Genomic DNA, 17,528 nt, shown 5'->3' on the forward strand with positions numbered 1-17,528 from the left:
ACATCGAAGTGCTCGACGAAAGCGCGCTACGGCGCGCTTTTTCGTTGGGGGCCACGCTGGCCCGCGGATCGGGGATTTGGACGGCCATGCCATAATGCGCAGTCTTTCCGGAGTACCCGCCCACCATGAGTCGCCGCCTGCTCGTCACCAACGCCCTGCCCTATGCCAATGGCCCGCTGCACATGGGTCACCTGCTGGGCTACATCCAGGCCGACATCTGGGTGCGCGCGCAGCGAATGATGGGCAACGAGGTGGCTTACGTGTGCGCGGACGACGCCCACGGCACCCCGATCATGCTGGCGGCGGAAAAAGCCGGCATGACGCCGGAACACTACATCGAGGGCATCCGCCAGGGCCACGAGGCCGACTTCGCGGCTTTCGGCGTGGCGTTCGACCACTACCACACCACCCATTCCGACGAGAACCGCGAACTGGCCACGCTGATCTACACGCGCCTGCGTGACAGCGGCTGCATCGCCAGGCGCAGCATCAAGCAGCTGTTCGACCCGGAAAAGCAGATGTTCCTGCCGGACCGCTACATCAAGGGCAGCTGCCCGGTCTGCAAGACGCCGGACCAGTACGGCGACAACTGCGAGAACTGCGGCGCCACCTACGCTCCGACCGACCTGATCAACCCCTACTCGGTGATGTCCGGAGCCACCCCGGTGCTGCGCGATTCGGAGCACTACTTCTTCGAGCTGGGCAAGTTCGAGCCGCTGCTGCGCGACTGGTTTGCCGGCAAGTTCACCGACGGCAAGCCGGTGGCCAACAGCGGCGTGGCCGCGAAGCTGCGCGAATGGCTGGACGGCGGACTGAAGGACTGGGACATCTCGCGCGACGCACCGTATTTCGGCTTCCCGATTCCCGACGCGCCGGGCAAGTTCTTCTACGTCTGGCTGGACGCGCCGGTGGGCTACCTGGCCAGCTTCAAGGCGCTGTGCGACCAGGGCAACCTGAACTTCGACGACTTCCTCGCCGCCGACAGCCGCGCCGAGATGCACCACTTCATCGGCAAGGACATCATCAACTTCCATGGCCTGTTCTGGCCGGCGATGCTGCATGGCGCGAACTTCCGCACGCCCACCGCGCTGCACGTCAATGGCTACCTGACCGTGAATGGCGCCAAGATGTCCAAGTCGCGCGGCACCTTCATCCAGGCGCGCACCTATCTGGATGCGGGTCTGCACCCCGAGTTCCTGCGCTACTACTTCGCCAGCATGCTCAACGAGACGCCGGTCGACGTCGACCTCGACCTGAAGGCCTTCGAGGAACGCGTCAACTCGCACCTGGTCGGCAAGTGGGTGAACATCGCCAGCCGCACCGCCGGCTTCGTGCACAAATTCTTCGAGGGTCGTCTTTCATCACAGTTCGGCGCCGAGGAAGGCGTGCTGTGGAACAGCTTGCTGGAGCATTACGACGGCATCGCCGAGCTGTATGACAACGGCGACTTCGCCGAAGTCACCCGCCGTTTCGTGCTGATGGCCGACATCGTCAACGGGCACATCGCGGCGACCGCGCCGTGGACCATGGCCAAGCACGAAAGCAGGCGCGAGGCCTTGCACCATGTCTGCTCGTTCGCGCTGGCGGCGTTCCGCCTGCTGGCGGGCATGCTCAAGCCGATTCTGCCCGGTACGGCGGCCGCCGCCGAAAGCTTTCTCGCTGCACCCATCATCGATTTCGATGACGCCCGCAGCACGCTGCACAACCACACCATCCAGGCTTTCGAGGCGTTGATGGGTCGGATCGATCCCGCGCGCATCGAAGCGATGATCGAATCCTCGAAAGATTCACTCGGCGCACCCGCCGAGGCACCCAAAGCCCCGAAGAAAAAGCCCATGACCGAAAACACCCAGCCCACCGCAACGACGCCTGACCCGCAACAGCACGACAGCGCCACGATCGGCATCGATGACTTCGCCAGACTCGACCTGCGCATCGGCAAGGTCAGCGCATGCGAGTTCGTGGAAGGCTCGGACAAATTGCTGCGCTTCGAACTGGATGCCGGCGAACTGGGCAAGCGGCAGATCTTCTCCGGCATCCGCGCCGCCTACGCCGAGCCGGAAAAGCTGATCGGCCGCAACGTGGTGTTCATCGCCAACCTGGCGCCGCGCAAGATGCGCTTCGGTCTGTCCGAAGGCATGATCCTGTCCGCCGGCGACGGCGGCAGCGACCTGTTCCTGCTTGACGCCGACCAGGGCGCGAAGCCCGGCGCCACCGTCCGCTGAGGCTGGCAAGGTCGGGCCCTCCCCCGCCGGCGAAGCGACCCGCTACTGCTTCGTATAGGTCACGAAGAAGCCGACCAGATCGCCGTTCTCGGTGTACGGTGCCATGTCCATGTAACGATAGCCGCGCGCCGCATAGTCGGCGTGCGACTTGGTCAACTGGCTCGCCATGTGCTTCTTGCGGAAACCGAATGTGGCATCGACAAACACGGTCACGGTATCGCCCGAAGCGACGGGCGTTTCGGCCTGCGCCGGAGCGGCGTGGCCCAACAGGATCGAACCACCTGCGCCAAGCACGGCAGCCAGCAATAACGAAGCAAGCAACGACGATTTCATGGCAGCACTCCGACAAGCGACGACAATTGCGGGACAATGGACGTCGATCATCGCCCGTTCCCGCCACCACGCATGAGTGATCCCGTCACCCTTCTGAGCAACCGTATCGATGCCGTGCTGCCGCAGACCCAATGCGAGCAATGCGGCTATCACGGCTGCCGGCCGTATGCGGAAGCGATCGCGCGCAACGAGGCACCGATCAACCGTTGCCCGCCCGGAGGTGCCGCGGGCATCGGGAAGCTGGCGGCCCTGCTCGATCGACCCGTGCTGCCACTGGATCCCGCCCACGGCATCGAACATCCGCGCATGCTGGCGCGCATCGTCGAGGCCGACTGCATCGGTTGCACCAAGTGCATCCAGGCCTGTCCGGTCGACGCCATCGTCGGTGCGTCGAAGCTGATGCACACCGTGCTTGCCGACGACTGCACCGGCTGCGAGCTGTGCGTGCCGGCCTGCCCGGTGGACTGCATCGTGCTCGAGCCGATGCCGATCGAGCAGGTCGATGTCGCACATGCCGATGCCGCGCGTGACCATTTCTTGCGCCGCGAACGGCGGCTGCAACGTCAGCGCGACGAACGTGACGCCGAACTGGCCGCGCGCAAGGCCGCGGTGGAAATGACTGCAGGGCCGGTCAACCCGGTGCTGGCGGCGTTGGCCCGCGCCAGGGCGAAGCAGCAGGAGCGGCCATCATGAAGCGTGCGGACGTGATCGAGCTGTTCTCGCGCCTGCGCGAACTGGACCCGCACCCCACCACCGAACTGGCCTACACCACGCCATTCGAATTGCTGGTGGCGGTGGTGCTGTCGGCGCAGGCCACCGATGTCGGTGTCAACAAGGCCACGAAAAAGCTCTATCCGGTGGCGAACACGCCACAGACCATCCTTGCGCTGGGCGAAGACGGGCTGAAGCGTTACATCAGCAGCATCGGTTTGTTCAACGCCAAGGCGAAGAACGTGATCGCGCTGTGCCGGTTGCTGATCGAACAGCACGACGGCGAAGTGCCCTGCACTCGCGAAGCGCTGGAAGCGCTGCCAGGCGTCGGCCGCAAAACGGCCAACGTGGTGCTCAACACCGCCTTCGGCGTGCCGACCATCGCGGTGGATACGCACATTTTCCGCGTATCCAACCGCACCGGGCTGGCACCGGGCAAGGACGTGCGTGCGGTGGAGGACAAGCTGGAAAAGGTGGTGCCCGCCGAATTCAGGCAGGACGCCCATCACTGGCTGATCCTGCACGGCCGCTATGTGTGCAAGGCACGCAAGCCGGATTGCCCGCATTGCGTGATCCGCGATTTGTGCCGCTATAGGGACAAGACCGTCGAAGACTGACCGCGGAACGTCGTCCGATCAGGTCGGCAGTTGCGCCCGCTCCAGCGCCGCGATGTGCCGTTCCAGCCGCGGCCCCAGGTAGCAATGCGAGCCGCACGGCAGCAGGCCGACTTCGGCAAACGTGCGCAGGTACCAGGCCGGTGCACGCGACACGAACCCATGATGATCGCCAGCGACATCATCGCGGCTGGTGAACACTTCGAGGAAGGCCACGCCCTCGAGCATCTCGCCGATGCCCTGCAGGCCGGCGCGGATTTCCGCAGGCTTCAGGTAGTGCAGCACATCGGTGCACACGATCAGGTCGAAACGTTCGTCGAAACGCAGCTGTTCCAGTTGCCCGAACCGGGCCAGCCCGATGCCGCGGCTGCGGCCGTAGCGCGCCACCACGTACTCGCTGGCATCCAGGCCGCGATACACGATGCCGGGTCGCAGCGCACGCAGCGGCGCGCGCCAGGTCGCCTCGCCGCAGCCCACGTCGAGCACGTTGCGGATCGGCCGGCCGAGGTAGTACTCGGCCTGGGCCACCACCATCGCCACCTTGCGCTTGAGCTCGCCCGGCGAAGCCACGGAATGTCGCGGATCGCGGTACCACTTGTCGAAATAGGCGCGGTCGTAGGTCTTGGGCATGCGGATTCTTGCGCGAAAGGAAGCAGTGGCCATGGTAGCCCCAGTGCGGCAGGGGTTCGGTCGGCATCACCTTCTGCATGCGTGGCCGATGCAAGCATTCTGGCGAACCCGAACCCATCGTCCAAGGAGAACCGCATGCCCATGGTCCGCTTCCGCCTGATCGGCAGTCGCGCCGACGCCGACGCCGTCATCGCCACCCTGCATGGCCTGGACCAGATCGAACACGTCGAGGAAATCGACGACCTGGTGCCCGGGATGCGTGACGACTCCAGCTCGAGCGACTCGGCCGGCGACGGCGAAGGCCACGTCTACTGCATCGAGGTCGACGCGCCCGGCGACAGCGTGGCCGACGACGTTCGGGCCCGCGCGGAAGAAGCGGCCAGCGAGTCCGGCACAGGCATTGAATTCGTCGACGAGTTCTGAACAGCGGCAAAGATTCCTGCGCAAGCTTGTCATCCGCTGGCCGGGCTCTGCGTTGATCCGGTCTGTGGCGCCGCGGTAGTCGGCGCTCCAACCAGCCAGGCTGCGCCCATGAACCTCGCCTCTGCCCGTCTCTCGCGCTTGCGTTTCCACTGGCATCCGCGGCTGATTCCGTTGATGGCCGCCTTGCTGCTGGCCTGCTCTGCATCCGTCCGCGCAGCGGATCCCGCGGTTCGGGTGTTGGCGCCGGGCGACGTCCAGTGGCTGCAGCGGGCCACGTTCGGGATCGACTCGGCCAGCCTGGCCAGTTACCGCCAGCTTGGCCGCCAGCGCTGGCTCGACATCCAACTGACCGACCGTGACGATGCGCTGCCGCCAGCCATTGCCCAGCTGATCGCCAGCTACCCGGCGATCAGCACGCCCCCGGAAGAACTGCTGGCGAAAGAGGTGGAGGCCCGCCGCCAGCTGAAGGCAATGCCCGATGGCGACGCCAAGATCGCCGCGAAGAAGGATCTGCAGAAGCAGGCCCGCGAACTGGCACAGCAGGCACAACAGGCCGAACTGCTGCACGCGATCTACGGCAGCAACTCGCTGAAGGAACAGCTGGTCTGGTTCTGGCTCAACCATTTCAGCGTGTATGCCGCCAAGGGCCGCGTGCGGCTGGTCGCCGCGGACTATGAGGAACACGTGATCCGGCCGCATGCGCTGGGCAAGTTCCGCGACCTGCTGCTGGCCACGCTGAAAAGCCCGGCGATGCTGGAGTTCCTCGACAACGCGAAGAACGTCAAGGGCAAGACCAACGAGAACTACGCACGCGAGCTGATGGAACTGCATGCGCTGGGCGTCGGCTCCGGCTATACCCAGCAGGATGTGCAACAGCTGGCGCTGATCCTCACCGGCGCCGGCATCGCGCCGAAGGCACCTCGGCGAGCGGGGCGTTTTGGCCGCATGCGGCCGGGCTTCGTGCGCGACGGCCTGTTCGTGTTCAACCCCGACCGCCACGACTTCAGCGACAAGACTCTGCTCGGCCAGCCCATCCGCGGCAGCGGTTACGCCGAGATCGAGCAGGCGGTGGACCTGATCAGCCGGCAACCTGCCTGCGCGCAATTCGTCTCGCGCCAGCTGGCCGAATACTTCGTGGCCGACCAACCGCCGCCCGCGCTGGTCGATGCGATGGCAAAAACCTTCCTGCGCAGCGATGGCGACATCGCCGCGGTGCTGCGCACGATGTTCGACTCCGCCGACCTGGTGGCCGGCAAGGCGCGCAAGTTCAAGGATCCCACCCGGTTCCTGGTTTCCGCGATGAAGCTGGCCTACGACGGCCAGCCGATCGGCAATGCGCGACCCTTGCTCAACTGGCTCAACCAGATGGGCGAGCCGGTGTTCGGCCGGATCACGCCCGACGGCTGGCCACTCGACGGCGCCAGCTGGTCGGGCTCGGGCCAGCTGGCGGCACGTTTCGAGGTGGCTCGCGCGATCGGCAGCGGCCGCAACAAGCTGTTCATGGCGGATACCGACGCTTCGGACCCAGCCATGCCGCGGGAACGCCCTGCCGCGCCCGCGCTGGATTCGCCGCTCTACCGCGCGGTCATCGCACCGCATCTGTCGCCGGCTACCCGGTTGGCGCTGGGCAAGGCCGGTTCGGCGGCGGAATGGAACACCTATCTGCTGTCGTCGCCTGACTTCAACTACCGCTGAGCTGTCCACGAGGCCCACCATGAACCGTCGCGAATTCCTGCTCGCCGCCACCTCCGCCGCGGCCGCGCTGCCCGCCCTGTCCTTCAGCGGCAGGCTGTTTGCCGCACCGACCAGCTCACCGCGGTTCCTGCTGGTGTTCCTGCGCGGCGGCTACGACTGCAACAACCTGCTGGTGCCTTACGCCAGTGATTTCTACCATGAGTCGCGACCGACCCTGGCGATCGCCCGACCCGACCCGGCCAATCCGGACAGCGCGATTCCGCTGGACGCGCAGTGGGGGCTGAACCCGGTACTGCGCGATTCGCTGCTGCCGCTGTGGCAAAAGAAGCAGCTCGCGTTCGTGCCGTTCGCCGGCACCGACGACCTGTCGCGCAGCCATTTCGAAACGCAGAACCATATCGAATCCGGCCAGCCTACCGCGCAGCGCGGCAGCTTCCGTTCGGGCTTCCTGGCACGTCTGTCCGGCCAGCTCACCGGCGTGCCGGCGATCGCGTTCACGAAGAACCTGCCGCTGAGTTTCCAGGGCGCCGGCAAGGACATCCCGAACATCTCGATGAAGGCCGAGCCGAAGGCGCGTTTCAATCCGCGCCAGTCGACCATCCTCAGCGACATGTACAAGGGCACGCCGCTGGCCGCCGCCACCGCCGACGGGCTGGCTTTGCCAGGCTCGATCTCCGACGACCTGCGCAACGAAATGATCAAGGCCAGCGCGGGCGCGCCCAGTGCCCGCAGCTTCGCCACCGAGACGCGGCGCATCGCCACCCTGATGCGCGACCAGTACCGGCTGGGCTTCGTCGACGTCGGCGGCTGGGATACCCACGTCAACCAGGGCAGCGTGGCCGGTGGCCTGGCCAACAACCTGCGCAACCTCGGCGAAGGACTGGCCGCCTATGCAGACACGCTGGGCGACGAGTGGAACAACACCACCGTGGTGGTGCTGTCCGAGTTCGGCCGCACCTTCCGCGAGAACGGCGACAAGGGCACCGACCATGGCCATGGCAGCGTGCACTGGGTGCTGGGCGGCAGGGTCAATGGCGGCCGCATCGCCGGCGAGCAGGCGGCGGTGAACGCCGCCGGCCTGCTGCAGGACCGCGACTATCCGGTGCTCAACAACTACCGCGACGTTCTTGGCGGATTGCTGGCGCGCATCTGGGGATTGTCCGGCGCGCAACTGCAGCAGGTCTTTCCGCAGGCGCAACCGCGGGATCTGCGGCTGGTGTGATGCAGGCCGCTCCGCTCAGGCGGCCCGCGGCACCAGCATGTGCTTGGCGATCTGCCCGTGCATCCGGCCCAGGCCCCGCGCCAGGTGCAAGGTGACAAACAACAGCGCGATACCGATCAGGCACATCCCGATCGCATCGCCCCAGCCCGGCGCATGGGCACCGAAACCCCAGTCCACGAGCACCTGCTGGTCCACGTACAGCCCGGGCATCCAGCCGGGGTGGAACAGCAGCATCAGCGGCGCGCCGATGAAGGCCACCGATACCGACAGCAAGGTCACCGCCAGCGTGAAGTAGACGATGCCCAGCGGCAACATCAGCCACATGTAGCAAAGCGTGGTCCAGGTGTGCACATCGGTGAACATCCGGCCGATGCGCTGCAGCAGGGTCATCCCGGTGGTGGGATAGACCGGCCGCCGCGGCATGCGCATGCCGAGCATGGCTTCCACGATGCGTCCTTCCACCAGCGACAGCACGCGCACGCTGCCGAAGAACAGCACGATGAACGGCAATCCGACGATCAGCACCGACAGGCCCAGTGACAGCGACAGGCCGGTCACCGCCCAGGTGAAGTAGAAGATGCCGGTGGCCAGCGACAGCAACATGTAGAACAGCGCCGCATAGGTGCGCGGATCGGCCGCCACGCCGAAGAAGCGCCCGGCCAGCGAGCGCCGCGCCGGCTGTGGCGGCGGACGGATCGCGCGCTGGATCCGGATCTCCTGGTCGCGGTAGATCTCGGCCACCTCGTCCGGCGCGCCGTAGCTGCCGACCACGTGTTCCAGCATCGCCGCCTCGCCGCGCTGCGGCTGCTCGGCCAGCTCGGCGCGCAGGTGTTCCTCGGCGTCGTACAGCGCGTCCTGGATCAGCGCGGGATCGGCGCCGCGCAAGGCGCCGCGCAGTTGTTCAAGATATTCGGCGATGCTGCGTGGCGCGTTCATGAGACCCCTCCTTGCAAGACGTTATCGACGGAATCACGGGTGGCGTTCCATGCGACAGTCCACTCCCGCAATGACTCGCGCCCGTGTTTGGTGATGCGGTAGTAACGACGCGGTGGCCCGCTGACCGAGGGCTCGACCTCGCTGGCCAGCAGCCCGGCGGCTTCAAGATTGCGCAGCACCGGATACAACGCGCTCTGCTTGCCGGCCAGCACGCCTTCGCCCGTCTCCTCCAGCCGCTTGGCGATCTGGTAGCCGTACATCGGCTGGCGCGACTGGGCCAGCACCGCCAGCAGCACCAGTGACACGGTGCCGCTGGAAAGCTCCTTCTGGAACTTCTTCAATTGGCTGGCACTGTCTTCCATCCCGCTCACCTGCACTGCCACTTAGACTTGAGTGAACGATAGTACGAAGTTGACACTAGTGCATGGGCCTGAAGTCATGCCTGCGCGCGCAGGCGACTGGTGGGCATGGCAGCAACGCATGCACACGTCGGACAAACATGGGTCTCAGCAGATGCAGCTGGCGCCGACATTTGGTGTTGCTGAGATAGCCATGCAGGCCTGAGCGGTGTTTGCCTTCGGCGATCAGCTGGCCTTGCGAGCAAGTGGCTAAGCTGGAACGATCGTATTCGACCCATTCGCGCCGTTCGGCAACCGAATGCGGATGACGGAGGGAGCAACGCTCTGATCGTTATCCAGAGAAGCGCACACCAGCATGGGCGTCACCCATTCAATTTTTCGCAGTCGCAACGACACGCTGTCGCAGGTCATCGACCAGACGTTTGCGGCTGCCAAGCGCGTAGTCGACAGGCGAAAAAGGCATGGCCGACTGCGCAAAGGCATCGATCAGCTCGAGGATTTGTTGCGCCTTGTCATTCGGGTAACTGGCGGTGCTGCCGTTGTCGGTCAATGCGACCAGTTTTTCCTGCAGCACTTCCTTTCTTGCGATCGCAGCTTCGCAGTCGGGATGGGCGACGCACAAACCATAGGTGCCCTGCAGAAAATGTGCCCAGATCGCGACGATCCGCGCACGAAGGCCTGCTTCGATGGGGGCGCCATCCGCGTCGAAGCTGTCGTGCAGGCGCCAGAGGCTGCGATCGAGTTGGCCAAGGGCGATCTGCAAGTTCGTGGCGAACATCGCCTTGAGCGCGTTGCCGGCCTGCTCGTACCCGGCCTCGGCGATCACGCGCTGCGCCCGATGGACCCATTGGACGTGATCGGGATGGAAGTAGCTGCCGTCAATCGCCCCGGGGGCCGACAAGGTTCCGAAGACGTGTGAAGTGACCTCCGAGGATCCCGTGACTACGTACGACGGGGCCGGAACAAGCCGATCCTTGATCAGTACGAAGAGCTCGTCCGTGGAGATTCCGCACGCCGCAGCGAATGGTTCGGCCGACAGGTAATGTCGATCGAGATAGGCGTCCAGAGCCGTCCGCTCGCCCGATCCGTGTGCGCGACACGAGTCCGGCGGTGCCTGGCGGCGATTGTCCATGCCGTAGTCGCGCAGAACCTGAGCAACGCGCAGACGGTAGTCTGCGAAGATGGAATCCCGCCCTTCTGCCTGGACGTTGCGGTGCATCTCGACATTCCGCCATTGCCGGACGGCTTCCTCGTTGCGCCAGACCGACAACGACAGCACCTTGTCCGGCTCGGTCAGGCTCGCGTAGCGTTCGATCGAGACGAACCCGTTGAACCCCTCCAGCAGGGGTCGCAAGCGGGCGGCGGCATCGAGATAGGCGTCTTTCCGGCCAGGGCGTGGCAGTGCCTCAAAGATCACCACGATCATCGCGACGGCTCCTGATGGATCTTGGCGGGACTGACGGTGGATGTGACGGTTTTCAGGAACGTGCGCTGCTCGCGCAGGATGAAGCGATGCTCCTGCGCGAACGCGAAATTCGCGCGACCTTCGGGATCGGACTTCAATGTGGTCCGGTAGGTTTCGTACGCCGTCAGACTGGCGAAGCCGACGATGCCCCAAGCCTCATCGTTGCTGCTTTCGTGCGGCAGGAAATAGCCGAGCAGATCGCCGCCACACCGCGGGATGATGCGGGCCCAGTTTTCGGCATATTCCCTGAACGCCTCACGCTGGAAGGGATCGATCCGGTAGCGGATGAAACAGGCGATGGTCATGGCGGCACGCTCAAGCAGAGTGGGCGCTCAACATAGTCCGTTGCGGCGTGCCAATGGTTCGCCTACCATCGAACCATGGACGAGATGCCCGATATTGCCAGTGTCGCTGCACTGATTGGCGACCCGACCCGTGCGAAACTTTTGGCGGCACTGATCGGCGGCCGCGCCCTGACCGCGACCGAGCTGGCGGGCGTGGCTGGCGTGACCAAACAGACGATCAGTTCGCACTTGGCCAAGCTGGTCGCGGCGCAGTTGATCGCGGTGGAAAGCCAGGGCCGGCACCGCTATTTCCGACTGGCGGGGCGCGATGTCGCGCGTTTGCTGGAGCATTTGATGGGCATCGCCTCGCGCAGGGGTGCCCCCGAAGTGCGCACCGGGCCACGCGCTTCAGCGATGCGCGCTGCGCGTGTTTGCTACGACCATCTGGCCGGAGAGGCTGCCGTGCAGATGTTCGCCAGCTTCGAGCGGCGCAAATTTTTTCGCTACGCTGACGACGGCGTCGGACTCAGCAGGCGTGGCGTGGATCACTTCGATGCATTTGGCATCGACCTTGCCGCTCTCTCGCAGCACCGTCGCGCGTTGTGCCGTACGTGCCTGGACTGGAGCGAGCGCCGTCATCATCTGGCCGGCGCACTCGGCGCGGCCTTGCTCGACCGCTTCTTTGAACTCGGCTGGGCCAGGCGCGCGAGGAATTCGCGCGTGGTGACCTTCTCGGCCTTGGGGGAGATGGAATTGCGTCGGCAGTTCGGTGTCGGGGAATAGCCTGCCAGCTCGCAAATCCGCGTATGCGGGAATGGAAGAAGCTTCGATGTAGTCAAGGACGCCTGACCGTGCCTCGATCACAGCCGCGTGGCGATGGCGAATGCGGTCGCGCGTGATCCTGCCGAAGAAGCCTCAACCACGAGCACTCACAGCAACACCTGCCGCGTATTGGCCAGGAAATGGTGTATGTCCTGCTCGGTTCGCGGATCGATCATGTACACCGGCCGCTTGCCATTGGGGCATGCCAGGCGCGGGGTGGTTCCGAACAGTCGGCAGATCAGCGGGCGTTGGCCGTAGACCTCGCAACCGTGCTGGCCGAGGTAGACACAGTTCAGCTGGTCCAGCGCGGCGGCATGTTCGCTTTCGGTTTTTACGGGCAGCCTTGCCACCTCCTCCGCGGACGCGGTCACCGGGCCGCAGCAGTCGTGACAGCCGACGACGCAGGTGAAGGAAGGAATGCGCTGGCGCAGCTTCTCGATTTTTCGATCATTGGGGGTCACGGCGCGTCACTTTCCCTTCTGCGGACTATTCCATATCCGATTCTCCCGGTTTTCGGGATGACGCGCTGCGCCGGGCGCCCAACCTCCGCCGCGCACACGCCAGCCCCACGGCCGCGGATATCCGCACATGCCTGCCGCTGGGTGCCATGCCCGGGTCTGTCCTGCTAAGTTGCCTGTCTTGCCATGTCGTTGCCCAGGGGAACCACCATGCTTCGTCGCCCTCTCGTTGCCGTGCTCGCGCTGACCAGCACTCTGCTGGCGTTTCCCGCCCTCGCCGCCGAACAGGCCAGGGCCACCCCCACAGCGAAGGAGATCCTGGCCAAGTCCACACCGGCCGAGTGGCGCACGCCCGATCCACAAAACCTGCTCTTCATGCAGCTGCCGCAAGGCCGCGTGGTGATCGAGCTGGCGCAGGACTTCAGCCCGCTGCACGCGGCGAACATCCGCACGATGGTGCGCGCGCACTACTTCGACGGGCTGGCGATCATCCGCGTGCAGGACAACTTCGTCACCCAGTGGGGCGACCCCAACGACGACGAGAACGGCGACAAGAGCAAGATCCGCTCACTGGGCAAGGCCCGCAAAACCCTGCCGCCGGAATTCACCCGCCCGATCGATCCGAAGCTGCCGTGGACGGCCCTGCCCGACGGCGATGTCTATGCAGCCCAGGTCGGCTTTTCCGAAGGCTTTCCAGTCGCGCGCGATCCGGCCAGCGGGCAGGAGTGGGTGGCGCACTGCTACGGCACCGTCGGCGTGGCACGCGACGTGGCGCCGGACAGCGGCAGTGGCAGCTCGCTGTACGCGGTGATCGGCCAGGCACGCCGACTGGATCACGCGCTGGCTGTTGCCGGTCGCGTGCTCGATGGCATGCCGTTGCTGTCGGGCCTGCCGCGCGGACCCGAGCCGATGGGCTTCTACGCCGACCCCGCCCAGCGTGTCGCCATCCAGTCGGTGCGGCTGGCGGCCGACATCCCGGCCGCGGAACGCCCCTCGGTCAAGGTGTTGCGCACCGACAGCATGACCTTCGCCGCCCTGGTGGAAGCCAGGCGCAACGGTCGCAGTGCGTTCTATGCGCACCCGCCGGGCAAGGTCGAGCTGTGCGGCATGGACGTGCCGGTGAAGGTGTCCGAACCGGGGCACTGAGGCTGCCGGGCTTGCGGCTTGCGTTCGACACGAGGAACGGCGCCGCTGGCTGGCGCATGAACACCCGCTGACGACAGCCGGGTGTTCACCACGTCTTGTCACGCAAGGGGTTATGCATGGACATCGCGAACCGTGACAGGAGCCCAGCATGAAGCGCAGCCGCAAAGTCCTCGCATGGATCGTGGGAGTCGTGCTTGCGCTGATCCTGCTCCTGGTGGTGGTGATCGCCACCTTCGACTGGAACCGGATGCGGCCCTTCATCAGCGACAGGGTGAGCCAGGCGATCGGACGTCCGTTCACGATCAACGGCGATCTCACCGTCGACTGGCAGCGCGACCGCGATGGCAGCTGGCTGGCCTCGCTGCTGCCGTGGCCGGAGTTCACCGCACGCGAAATCAGCATCGCCAACCCCGCGTGGTCGCAGCAGCCGCAGTTCGCCACGTTGCAGGCGCTGCGCTTCCGGCTGTCGCCCTTGCCCTTGCTGGCGCATCGCATCGAAGTGCCCTCGCTGCAGCTGGTACAGCCCAGCGTCGACCTGGAACGCGACACGCAGGGTCGGGCCAGCTGGGATTTCAGCTTTCCGCAAGGCGAGCGGCGGTCGAGCTGGACTCTTGACGTCGGCACGGTCGGTTTCGATCGGGGGCTGGTCACGCTGAACGACGCGCCGAGCCGCACCAAACTCAAGGCGACTGTCGAACCCCTGCAGAACGCCATTCCCTATGACCAGATCGTGGCGCAGCAAACCGCGGACGCCCGCGAGCAGGCGGGCAAGACCACCGGCAAGGCATTGCCGGCGGAAACAGCCAGCGCCCCCGCCAAGAGCGACCAGCGGCAAGCAGCGATCACCTACCAGTTCGGCTGGACCGCCGAAGGCAGCTACCAGGGCAGCGCGCTCAAGGGCCATGGCAAGACCGGTGCCGTGCTGGCGCTGCAGGACACCGATCGACCGTTCCCGCTGCAGGCGGACGTCAACCTCGGCGACACCCGCATTGCGCTGGTCGGCACGCTGACCGATCCGCTGCATCTTGGCGCGCTGGACGTGCAACTGTGGCTTTCCGGCCCCAGCATGGCCAAGCTGTATCCGCTCACCGGCATCACCCTGCCCGACACCCCGCCGTATGCCACCGAAGGCCACCTCACCGCCGAACTGCACCACAAGGGCAGCCGCTACCACTACCAGAACTTTCGCGGCCGGGTCGGCGGCAGCGACCTTTCCGGCAACTTGCTGTTCGTCACCGGCGGCGAACGGCCGAAGCTGAGCGGCGACCTGCACTCGAAACTGCTCCAGTTTGCCGATCTCGCGCCGTTGATCGGGGGCGATTCGGCTACCGCCAAATCCGGCAACGGCACCGCGCAGCCGGCCGACAAGCTGCTGCCGGCAGCGCCGTTCCGCACCGCGCGCTGGCAGACCATGGATGCCGACGTGAACTTCACCGGCGAACGCATCCTGCACGGCGAAGCGCTGCCGATCGATTCGCTGAGCACGCATCTGGTGATGAGCAACGGCGCGCTCTACCTCGACCCGCTGAGTTTCGGCGTCGCCGGCGGCCAGGTGCGCAGCAACATCACGCTGGACGGCAGCCGCACGCCGATGCACGGTTTGCTCAAGCTCAGCGCGCGCCACCTCAAGCTGAAACAGCTGTTCCCCACCTTCGAGCCGATGCATACCAGCTTCGGCGAGATCAACGGCGACGCCGAGCTCAACGCCACCGGCAATTCCGTCGCCGCGCTGCTGGGCAGCGCCAATGGCGAGCTGAAGCTGTTGATGAATGACGGCGCGATCAGCAAGACCCTGCTGGAAACGGCCGGCCTCAACGTCGGCAACATCGTGATCGGCAAGCTGTTCGGCGACAAGACCGTGCAGATCAACTGCGCAGCCAGCGACATGACCGCCACCAACGGCGTGTTCGACATGCGCCTGTTCGTGTTCGACACCGACGATGCGGTGATCAACGTCACCGGCACGGTGAACCTCGCCAGCGAGAAGCTCGATCTCGACGTGACACCGCACACCAAGGGCTTCCGCGTGTTCTCGCTGCGCTCGCCGCTGTACATCAATGGCACGTTGAAGAATCCGAACGTCGGCGTGCACCCCGGCCCGCTGATTGCACGCGGCGCCGGCGCGGTGGCGCTCAGCATCGTGGCCGCGCCGGCGGTCGCCCTGCTCGCGCTGGTGGCGCCCAGCCACGAGGACAAGGACGAGAACACCTGCCGCACCGTGCTGCAGCAGCTACGCCAGTCCGGGAAAATGATGCCCGCGACCAGCAAACGGAAGTCCCGGTAGCCGCCCGTTCGCGGGCGGGCTGCGGCGGTGACGGGCCATGTGCGGCGCTAGAATGGGCCATCTCCCCGCGCGATGCCCTCCATGCAACCCGTCAGCCAGGCCCGCCTGCAGATCCATTTCTGCGTGTTGCTGTGGGGCTTCACCGCGATCCTCGGCAAGCTGATCACCCTGCCCGCGCTGCCGCTGGTGTTGTGGCGCATGGCGCTGGTCACCGTTGCCTTGCTGCTGGTGCCGCGAGTCTGGCGCGGGCTGCGCGCCATGCCGGCGCGGCTGATCTGGGCGTATGCCGGCATCGGCGTGCTGGTGTCGCTGCATTGGCTCAGTTTCTACGCGGCGATCAAGCTGTCGAACGCCTCGGTTGGCGCCACCTGCATCGCGCTGGGCCCGGTCTTCCTGGCTTTCATCGAACCGTGGATCGCGAAAAGGAAATTCGATCCGCGCGAACTGCTGATCGGTGTGGCGGTGATCCCGGGAGTGGTGATGGTGGTTGGCGGGGTACCGCACGACATGCGGCTGGGCATCGCGGTGGGGGTGCTGTCGGCGCTGTTCGTGGCGTTCTTCGGCTCGCTCAACAAGCGGCTGGTGGAGCACGGCGATCCGCTCACGGTGACCTTCATCGAACTGGGCACCGGCACCGTGTTCCTCAGCCTGCTCGCGCCGCTGTTGCCACATGTCGGGCCGGCGTTCGTGCTGCCGGACCTGCACGACACCTGGCTGCTGCTGGCGTTGTCGTTCGGCTGCACCCTGCTGCCGTTCGCGCTGGCGCTGGTCGCGTTGCGTCACATGAGTGCCTTCGGCACCCAGATGGTGACCAATCTGGAACCGGTCTACGCGATCATCCTGGCGGTCGTGCTGCTCGGTGAGCAGCATCAGCTCGACCGCTGGTTCTACGCCGGCGTGACGGTGATCCTGGCAGCCGTATTCGTGCACCCGCTGCTGCATCGTCGCCAACGTGCTCCCGGACAGCCCGAGCTGCTGGGCACCTCCGAGAGCCACGGCATCGTCGACTGACACCTGGCTCAGTTGCGTGCCAGGTGCTCGCGCAGATGGTCGATGAATCGGCGCACTTTCGCCGGCGCCTGCTTGCCGGGATAGACCGCATGGATGCCGCCCTCGGGCAAGCGATACTGCGCCAGCAGAACCACCAGCCGACCGCTGCGGAGATCTTCCTCGACCAGGTAGTCCGGCAGCACGCCCACGCCGGCGCCGGCCAGCACCATCGCCCTCACCGCCGCGGCATTGTTGGCCTGCGCGACCTGCCGCACGCGGACGACGTGTCGCTTGCCGCTGCTGACGAAGGTCCAGCGCAGTGGCGTTGCCAACAGTGACATCGCGATCCAGCCGTGATCGGCCAGGTCCTCTGGTCGACGCGGCGCGCGGTGCAGCGACAGATACGCCGGCGCGGCCACTACCAGCTGACGGAAACTGCCCAGCCGCGCGGCATGCATGCTGGAGTCGCGCAGCCATCCCACGCGTATCGCCAGGTCGAAGCGTTCGGCGATCAGGTCGCTGATGCGGTCGTCGATCACCAGATCGGCCTGCAGTTGCGGATGCATCTGGCAGAAACCCGCCAGCGCCGGAGCCACCACCGCCATGCCGTAATCGGTGGACGTGGCAAGGCGCAGCGTGCCGGTGACGGTATCGCGGTTGCCGCCAACCCGCGCGATCGCCGCCTCGGCATCGGCGAGAATACGCATGCAATCGGCGTGGAAGTGCGTGCCGGCCTCGGTCAGCGACATGCGCCGCGTAGTACGCACCAGCAAGGTGACGCCCAGCTCGCGTTCCAGCCGCGCGAGGTGCTGGCTGACCATCGCCTTGGTCAGCCCCAGCTGTTCCGCCGCCGCCGTGAACGACCCGGCGCGCACCAGCGCCACGAAGACGGCGAGCCGATTGAGATTGACGTCGTTGGGCATGCAGGACA

The 17,528-nt window shown here is 65.8% G+C and carries 18 protein-coding genes; 10 read left to right on the forward strand and 8 right to left on the reverse strand.

Translation table 11 applies throughout. From position 1 onward, the window contains the following. The first annotated feature begins 125 nt into the window (after positions 1 to 125). Positions 126 to 2,225, forward strand: a complete 2,100-nt coding sequence (gene metG / locus ACQGNJ_RS10955) for a methionine--tRNA ligase (protein ID WP_426689272.1) — start codon at positions 126 to 128, stop codon at positions 2,223 to 2,225. Between the two features lie 42 nt (positions 2,226 to 2,267). On the opposite strand, the gene ACQGNJ_RS10960 is transcribed toward metG, so the two are convergent. Beyond that, positions 2,268 to 2,558, reverse strand: coding sequence for a hypothetical protein (locus tag ACQGNJ_RS10960; RefSeq protein WP_426689273.1), 291 nt, complete (start codon positions 2,556 to 2,558; stop codon positions 2,268 to 2,270). A 72-nt stretch (positions 2,559 to 2,630) separates the two neighbouring features. Here ACQGNJ_RS10960 and ACQGNJ_RS10965 point away from each other — a divergent pair, with 72 nt between their 5' ends. Both ACQGNJ_RS10965 and nth read left to right on the forward strand, forming a co-directional pair. Beyond that, a complete protein-coding gene (locus tag ACQGNJ_RS10965; protein ID WP_426689274.1) occupies positions 2,631 to 3,251 on the forward strand; it encodes an RnfABCDGE type electron transport complex subunit B in 621 nt (206 codons plus the stop codon). Further along, positions 3,248 to 3,886 (forward strand): endonuclease III, encoded by a 639-nt coding sequence (gene nth / locus ACQGNJ_RS10970; protein WP_426689275.1) that lies wholly within the window; start codon positions 3,248 to 3,250, stop codon positions 3,884 to 3,886. Before ACQGNJ_RS10965 ends, nth begins: the two co-directional genes overlap by 4 nt. An 18-nt stretch (positions 3,887 to 3,904) precedes the next feature. On the opposite strand, the gene ACQGNJ_RS10975 is transcribed toward nth, so the two are convergent. After that, positions 3,905 to 4,513 carry a class I SAM-dependent DNA methyltransferase gene (locus tag ACQGNJ_RS10975; protein WP_426689276.1) on the reverse strand — a complete coding sequence of 203 codons (609 nt, stop codon included), beginning with the start codon at positions 4,511 to 4,513 and terminating at the stop codon, positions 3,905 to 3,907. A 135-nt stretch (positions 4,514 to 4,648) separates the two neighbouring features. On the opposite strand from ACQGNJ_RS10975, the gene ACQGNJ_RS10980 reads away from it, so the two are divergent. The 3 genes from ACQGNJ_RS10980 to ACQGNJ_RS10990 all read left to right on the forward strand — a co-directional run bounded on the left by ACQGNJ_RS10980 (position 4,649) and on the right by ACQGNJ_RS10990 (position 7,853). Continuing rightward, positions 4,649 to 4,936, forward strand: coding sequence for a hypothetical protein (locus ACQGNJ_RS10980; RefSeq protein ID WP_426689277.1), 288 nt, complete (start codon positions 4,649 to 4,651; stop codon positions 4,934 to 4,936). 108 nt (positions 4,937 to 5,044) lie between these two features. Continuing rightward, positions 5,045 to 6,631 carry a DUF1800 domain-containing protein gene (locus ACQGNJ_RS10985; RefSeq protein WP_426689278.1) on the forward strand — a complete coding sequence of 529 codons (1,587 nt, stop codon included), beginning with the start codon at positions 5,045 to 5,047 and terminating at the stop codon, positions 6,629 to 6,631. Between the two features lie 19 nt (positions 6,632 to 6,650). Further along, positions 6,651 to 7,853 (forward strand): DUF1501 domain-containing protein, encoded by a 1,203-nt coding sequence (locus ACQGNJ_RS10990; protein WP_426689279.1) that lies wholly within the window; start codon positions 6,651 to 6,653, stop codon positions 7,851 to 7,853. A 15-nt stretch (positions 7,854 to 7,868) separates the two neighbouring features. Here the strand turns inward: ACQGNJ_RS10990 and ACQGNJ_RS10995 are convergent, their stop codons facing one another. From ACQGNJ_RS10995 to ACQGNJ_RS11010, 4 genes are all read right to left on the reverse strand, one after another. Continuing rightward, entirely contained in the window at positions 7,869 to 8,789 is a 921-nt protein-coding gene (locus tag ACQGNJ_RS10995) for a sensor domain-containing protein (protein ID WP_426689280.1), read from the reverse strand. Next, on the reverse strand, positions 8,786 to 9,151 hold the full coding sequence (locus ACQGNJ_RS11000; protein ID WP_426689281.1) for a PadR family transcriptional regulator: 366 nt from the start codon (positions 9,149 to 9,151) through the stop codon (positions 8,786 to 8,788). The genes ACQGNJ_RS10995 and ACQGNJ_RS11000 overlap by 4 nt, the downstream gene beginning before the upstream one ends. A 367-nt stretch (positions 9,152 to 9,518) precedes the next feature. Further along, positions 9,519 to 10,574: a DUF6058 family natural product biosynthesis protein gene (locus ACQGNJ_RS11005; RefSeq protein WP_426689282.1), complete on the reverse strand. Its 1,056-nt coding sequence runs from the start codon at positions 10,572 to 10,574 to the stop codon at positions 9,519 to 9,521. Then, a complete protein-coding gene (locus tag ACQGNJ_RS11010; RefSeq protein WP_426689283.1) occupies positions 10,571 to 10,918 on the reverse strand; it encodes an NIPSNAP family protein in 348 nt (115 codons plus the stop codon). Before ACQGNJ_RS11010 ends, ACQGNJ_RS11005 begins: the two co-directional genes overlap by 4 nt. Before the next feature lie 75 nt (positions 10,919 to 10,993). Between ACQGNJ_RS11010 and ACQGNJ_RS11015 the strand changes: the two genes are divergently transcribed. Beyond that, a complete protein-coding gene (locus ACQGNJ_RS11015) occupies positions 10,994 to 11,680 on the forward strand; it encodes an ArsR/SmtB family transcription factor (protein ID WP_426689284.1) in 687 nt (228 codons plus the stop codon). A gap of 146 nt (positions 11,681 to 11,826) precedes the next feature. Here the strand turns inward: ACQGNJ_RS11015 and ACQGNJ_RS11020 are convergent, their stop codons facing one another. Next, positions 11,827 to 12,180, reverse strand: coding sequence for a YkgJ family cysteine cluster protein (locus ACQGNJ_RS11020; protein WP_426689285.1), 354 nt, complete (start codon positions 12,178 to 12,180; stop codon positions 11,827 to 11,829). Between the two features lie 207 nt (positions 12,181 to 12,387). Between ACQGNJ_RS11020 and ACQGNJ_RS11025 the strand changes: the two genes are divergently transcribed. From ACQGNJ_RS11025 to ACQGNJ_RS11035, 3 genes are all read left to right on the forward strand, one after another. Beyond that, a complete protein-coding gene (locus tag ACQGNJ_RS11025; RefSeq protein ID WP_426689286.1) occupies positions 12,388 to 13,323 on the forward strand; it encodes a peptidylprolyl isomerase in 936 nt (311 codons plus the stop codon). Between the two features lie 148 nt (positions 13,324 to 13,471). Further along, positions 13,472 to 15,607: an AsmA family protein gene (locus tag ACQGNJ_RS11030; protein WP_426689287.1), complete on the forward strand. Its 2,136-nt coding sequence runs from the start codon at positions 13,472 to 13,474 to the stop codon at positions 15,605 to 15,607. A gap of 81 nt (positions 15,608 to 15,688) precedes the next feature. Beyond that, the gene (locus tag ACQGNJ_RS11035) at positions 15,689 to 16,618 is read left to right on the forward strand and encodes a DMT family transporter (protein WP_426689288.1); all 930 of its coding nucleotides are present in this window, start codon (positions 15,689 to 15,691) and stop codon (positions 16,616 to 16,618) included. An 8-nt stretch (positions 16,619 to 16,626) separates the two neighbouring features. On the opposite strand, the gene ACQGNJ_RS11040 is transcribed toward ACQGNJ_RS11035, so the two are convergent. Beyond that, entirely contained in the window at positions 16,627 to 17,520 is an 894-nt protein-coding gene (locus ACQGNJ_RS11040) for a LysR family transcriptional regulator (RefSeq protein WP_426689289.1), read from the reverse strand. Between the last annotated feature and the right edge of the window lie 8 nt (positions 17,521 to 17,528).

Source organism: Rhodanobacter ginsengiterrae (assembly GCF_050026815.1).
Lineage (GTDB): Bacteria > Pseudomonadota > Gammaproteobacteria > Xanthomonadales > Rhodanobacteraceae > Rhodanobacter > Rhodanobacter ginsengiterrae.

What these genes read in the sequence shown, in the direction of transcription:
- metG (WP_426689272.1), top strand. Translation starts at nt 126, where the DNA reads ATGAGTCGCCGCCTGCTCGTCACCAACGCCCTGCCCTATGCCAATGGC.
- ACQGNJ_RS10960 (WP_426689273.1), bottom strand. Translation starts at nt 2,558, where the DNA reads ATGAAATCGTCGTTGCTTGCTTCGTTATTGCTGGCTGCCGTGCTTGGC.
- ACQGNJ_RS10965 (WP_426689274.1), top strand. Translation starts at nt 2,631, where the DNA reads ATGAGTGATCCCGTCACCCTTCTGAGCAACCGTATCGATGCCGTGCTG.
- nth (WP_426689275.1), top strand. Translation starts at nt 3,248, where the DNA reads ATGAAGCGTGCGGACGTGATCGAGCTGTTCTCGCGCCTGCGCGAACTG.
- ACQGNJ_RS10975 (WP_426689276.1), bottom strand. Translation starts at nt 4,513, where the DNA reads ATGCCCAAGACCTACGACCGCGCCTATTTCGACAAGTGGTACCGCGAT.
- ACQGNJ_RS10980 (WP_426689277.1), top strand. Translation starts at nt 4,649, where the DNA reads ATGCCCATGGTCCGCTTCCGCCTGATCGGCAGTCGCGCCGACGCCGAC.
- ACQGNJ_RS10985 (WP_426689278.1), top strand. Translation starts at nt 5,045, where the DNA reads ATGAACCTCGCCTCTGCCCGTCTCTCGCGCTTGCGTTTCCACTGGCAT.
- ACQGNJ_RS10990 (WP_426689279.1), top strand. Translation starts at nt 6,651, where the DNA reads ATGAACCGTCGCGAATTCCTGCTCGCCGCCACCTCCGCCGCGGCCGCG.
- ACQGNJ_RS10995 (WP_426689280.1), bottom strand. Translation starts at nt 8,789, where the DNA reads ATGAACGCGCCACGCAGCATCGCCGAATATCTTGAACAACTGCGCGGC.
- ACQGNJ_RS11000 (WP_426689281.1), bottom strand. Translation starts at nt 9,151, where the DNA reads ATGGAAGACAGTGCCAGCCAATTGAAGAAGTTCCAGAAGGAGCTTTCC.
- ACQGNJ_RS11005 (WP_426689282.1), bottom strand. Translation starts at nt 10,574, where the DNA reads ATGATCGTGGTGATCTTTGAGGCACTGCCACGCCCTGGCCGGAAAGAC.
- ACQGNJ_RS11010 (WP_426689283.1), bottom strand. Translation starts at nt 10,918, where the DNA reads ATGACCATCGCCTGTTTCATCCGCTACCGGATCGATCCCTTCCAGCGT.
- ACQGNJ_RS11015 (WP_426689284.1), top strand. Translation starts at nt 10,994, where the DNA reads ATGGACGAGATGCCCGATATTGCCAGTGTCGCTGCACTGATTGGCGAC.
- ACQGNJ_RS11025 (WP_426689286.1), top strand. Translation starts at nt 12,388, where the DNA reads ATGCTTCGTCGCCCTCTCGTTGCCGTGCTCGCGCTGACCAGCACTCTG.
- ACQGNJ_RS11030 (WP_426689287.1), top strand. Translation starts at nt 13,472, where the DNA reads ATGAAGCGCAGCCGCAAAGTCCTCGCATGGATCGTGGGAGTCGTGCTT.
- ACQGNJ_RS11035 (WP_426689288.1), top strand. Translation starts at nt 15,689, where the DNA reads ATGCAACCCGTCAGCCAGGCCCGCCTGCAGATCCATTTCTGCGTGTTG.
- ACQGNJ_RS11040 (WP_426689289.1), bottom strand. Translation starts at nt 17,520, where the DNA reads ATGCCCAACGACGTCAATCTCAATCGGCTCGCCGTCTTCGTGGCGCTG.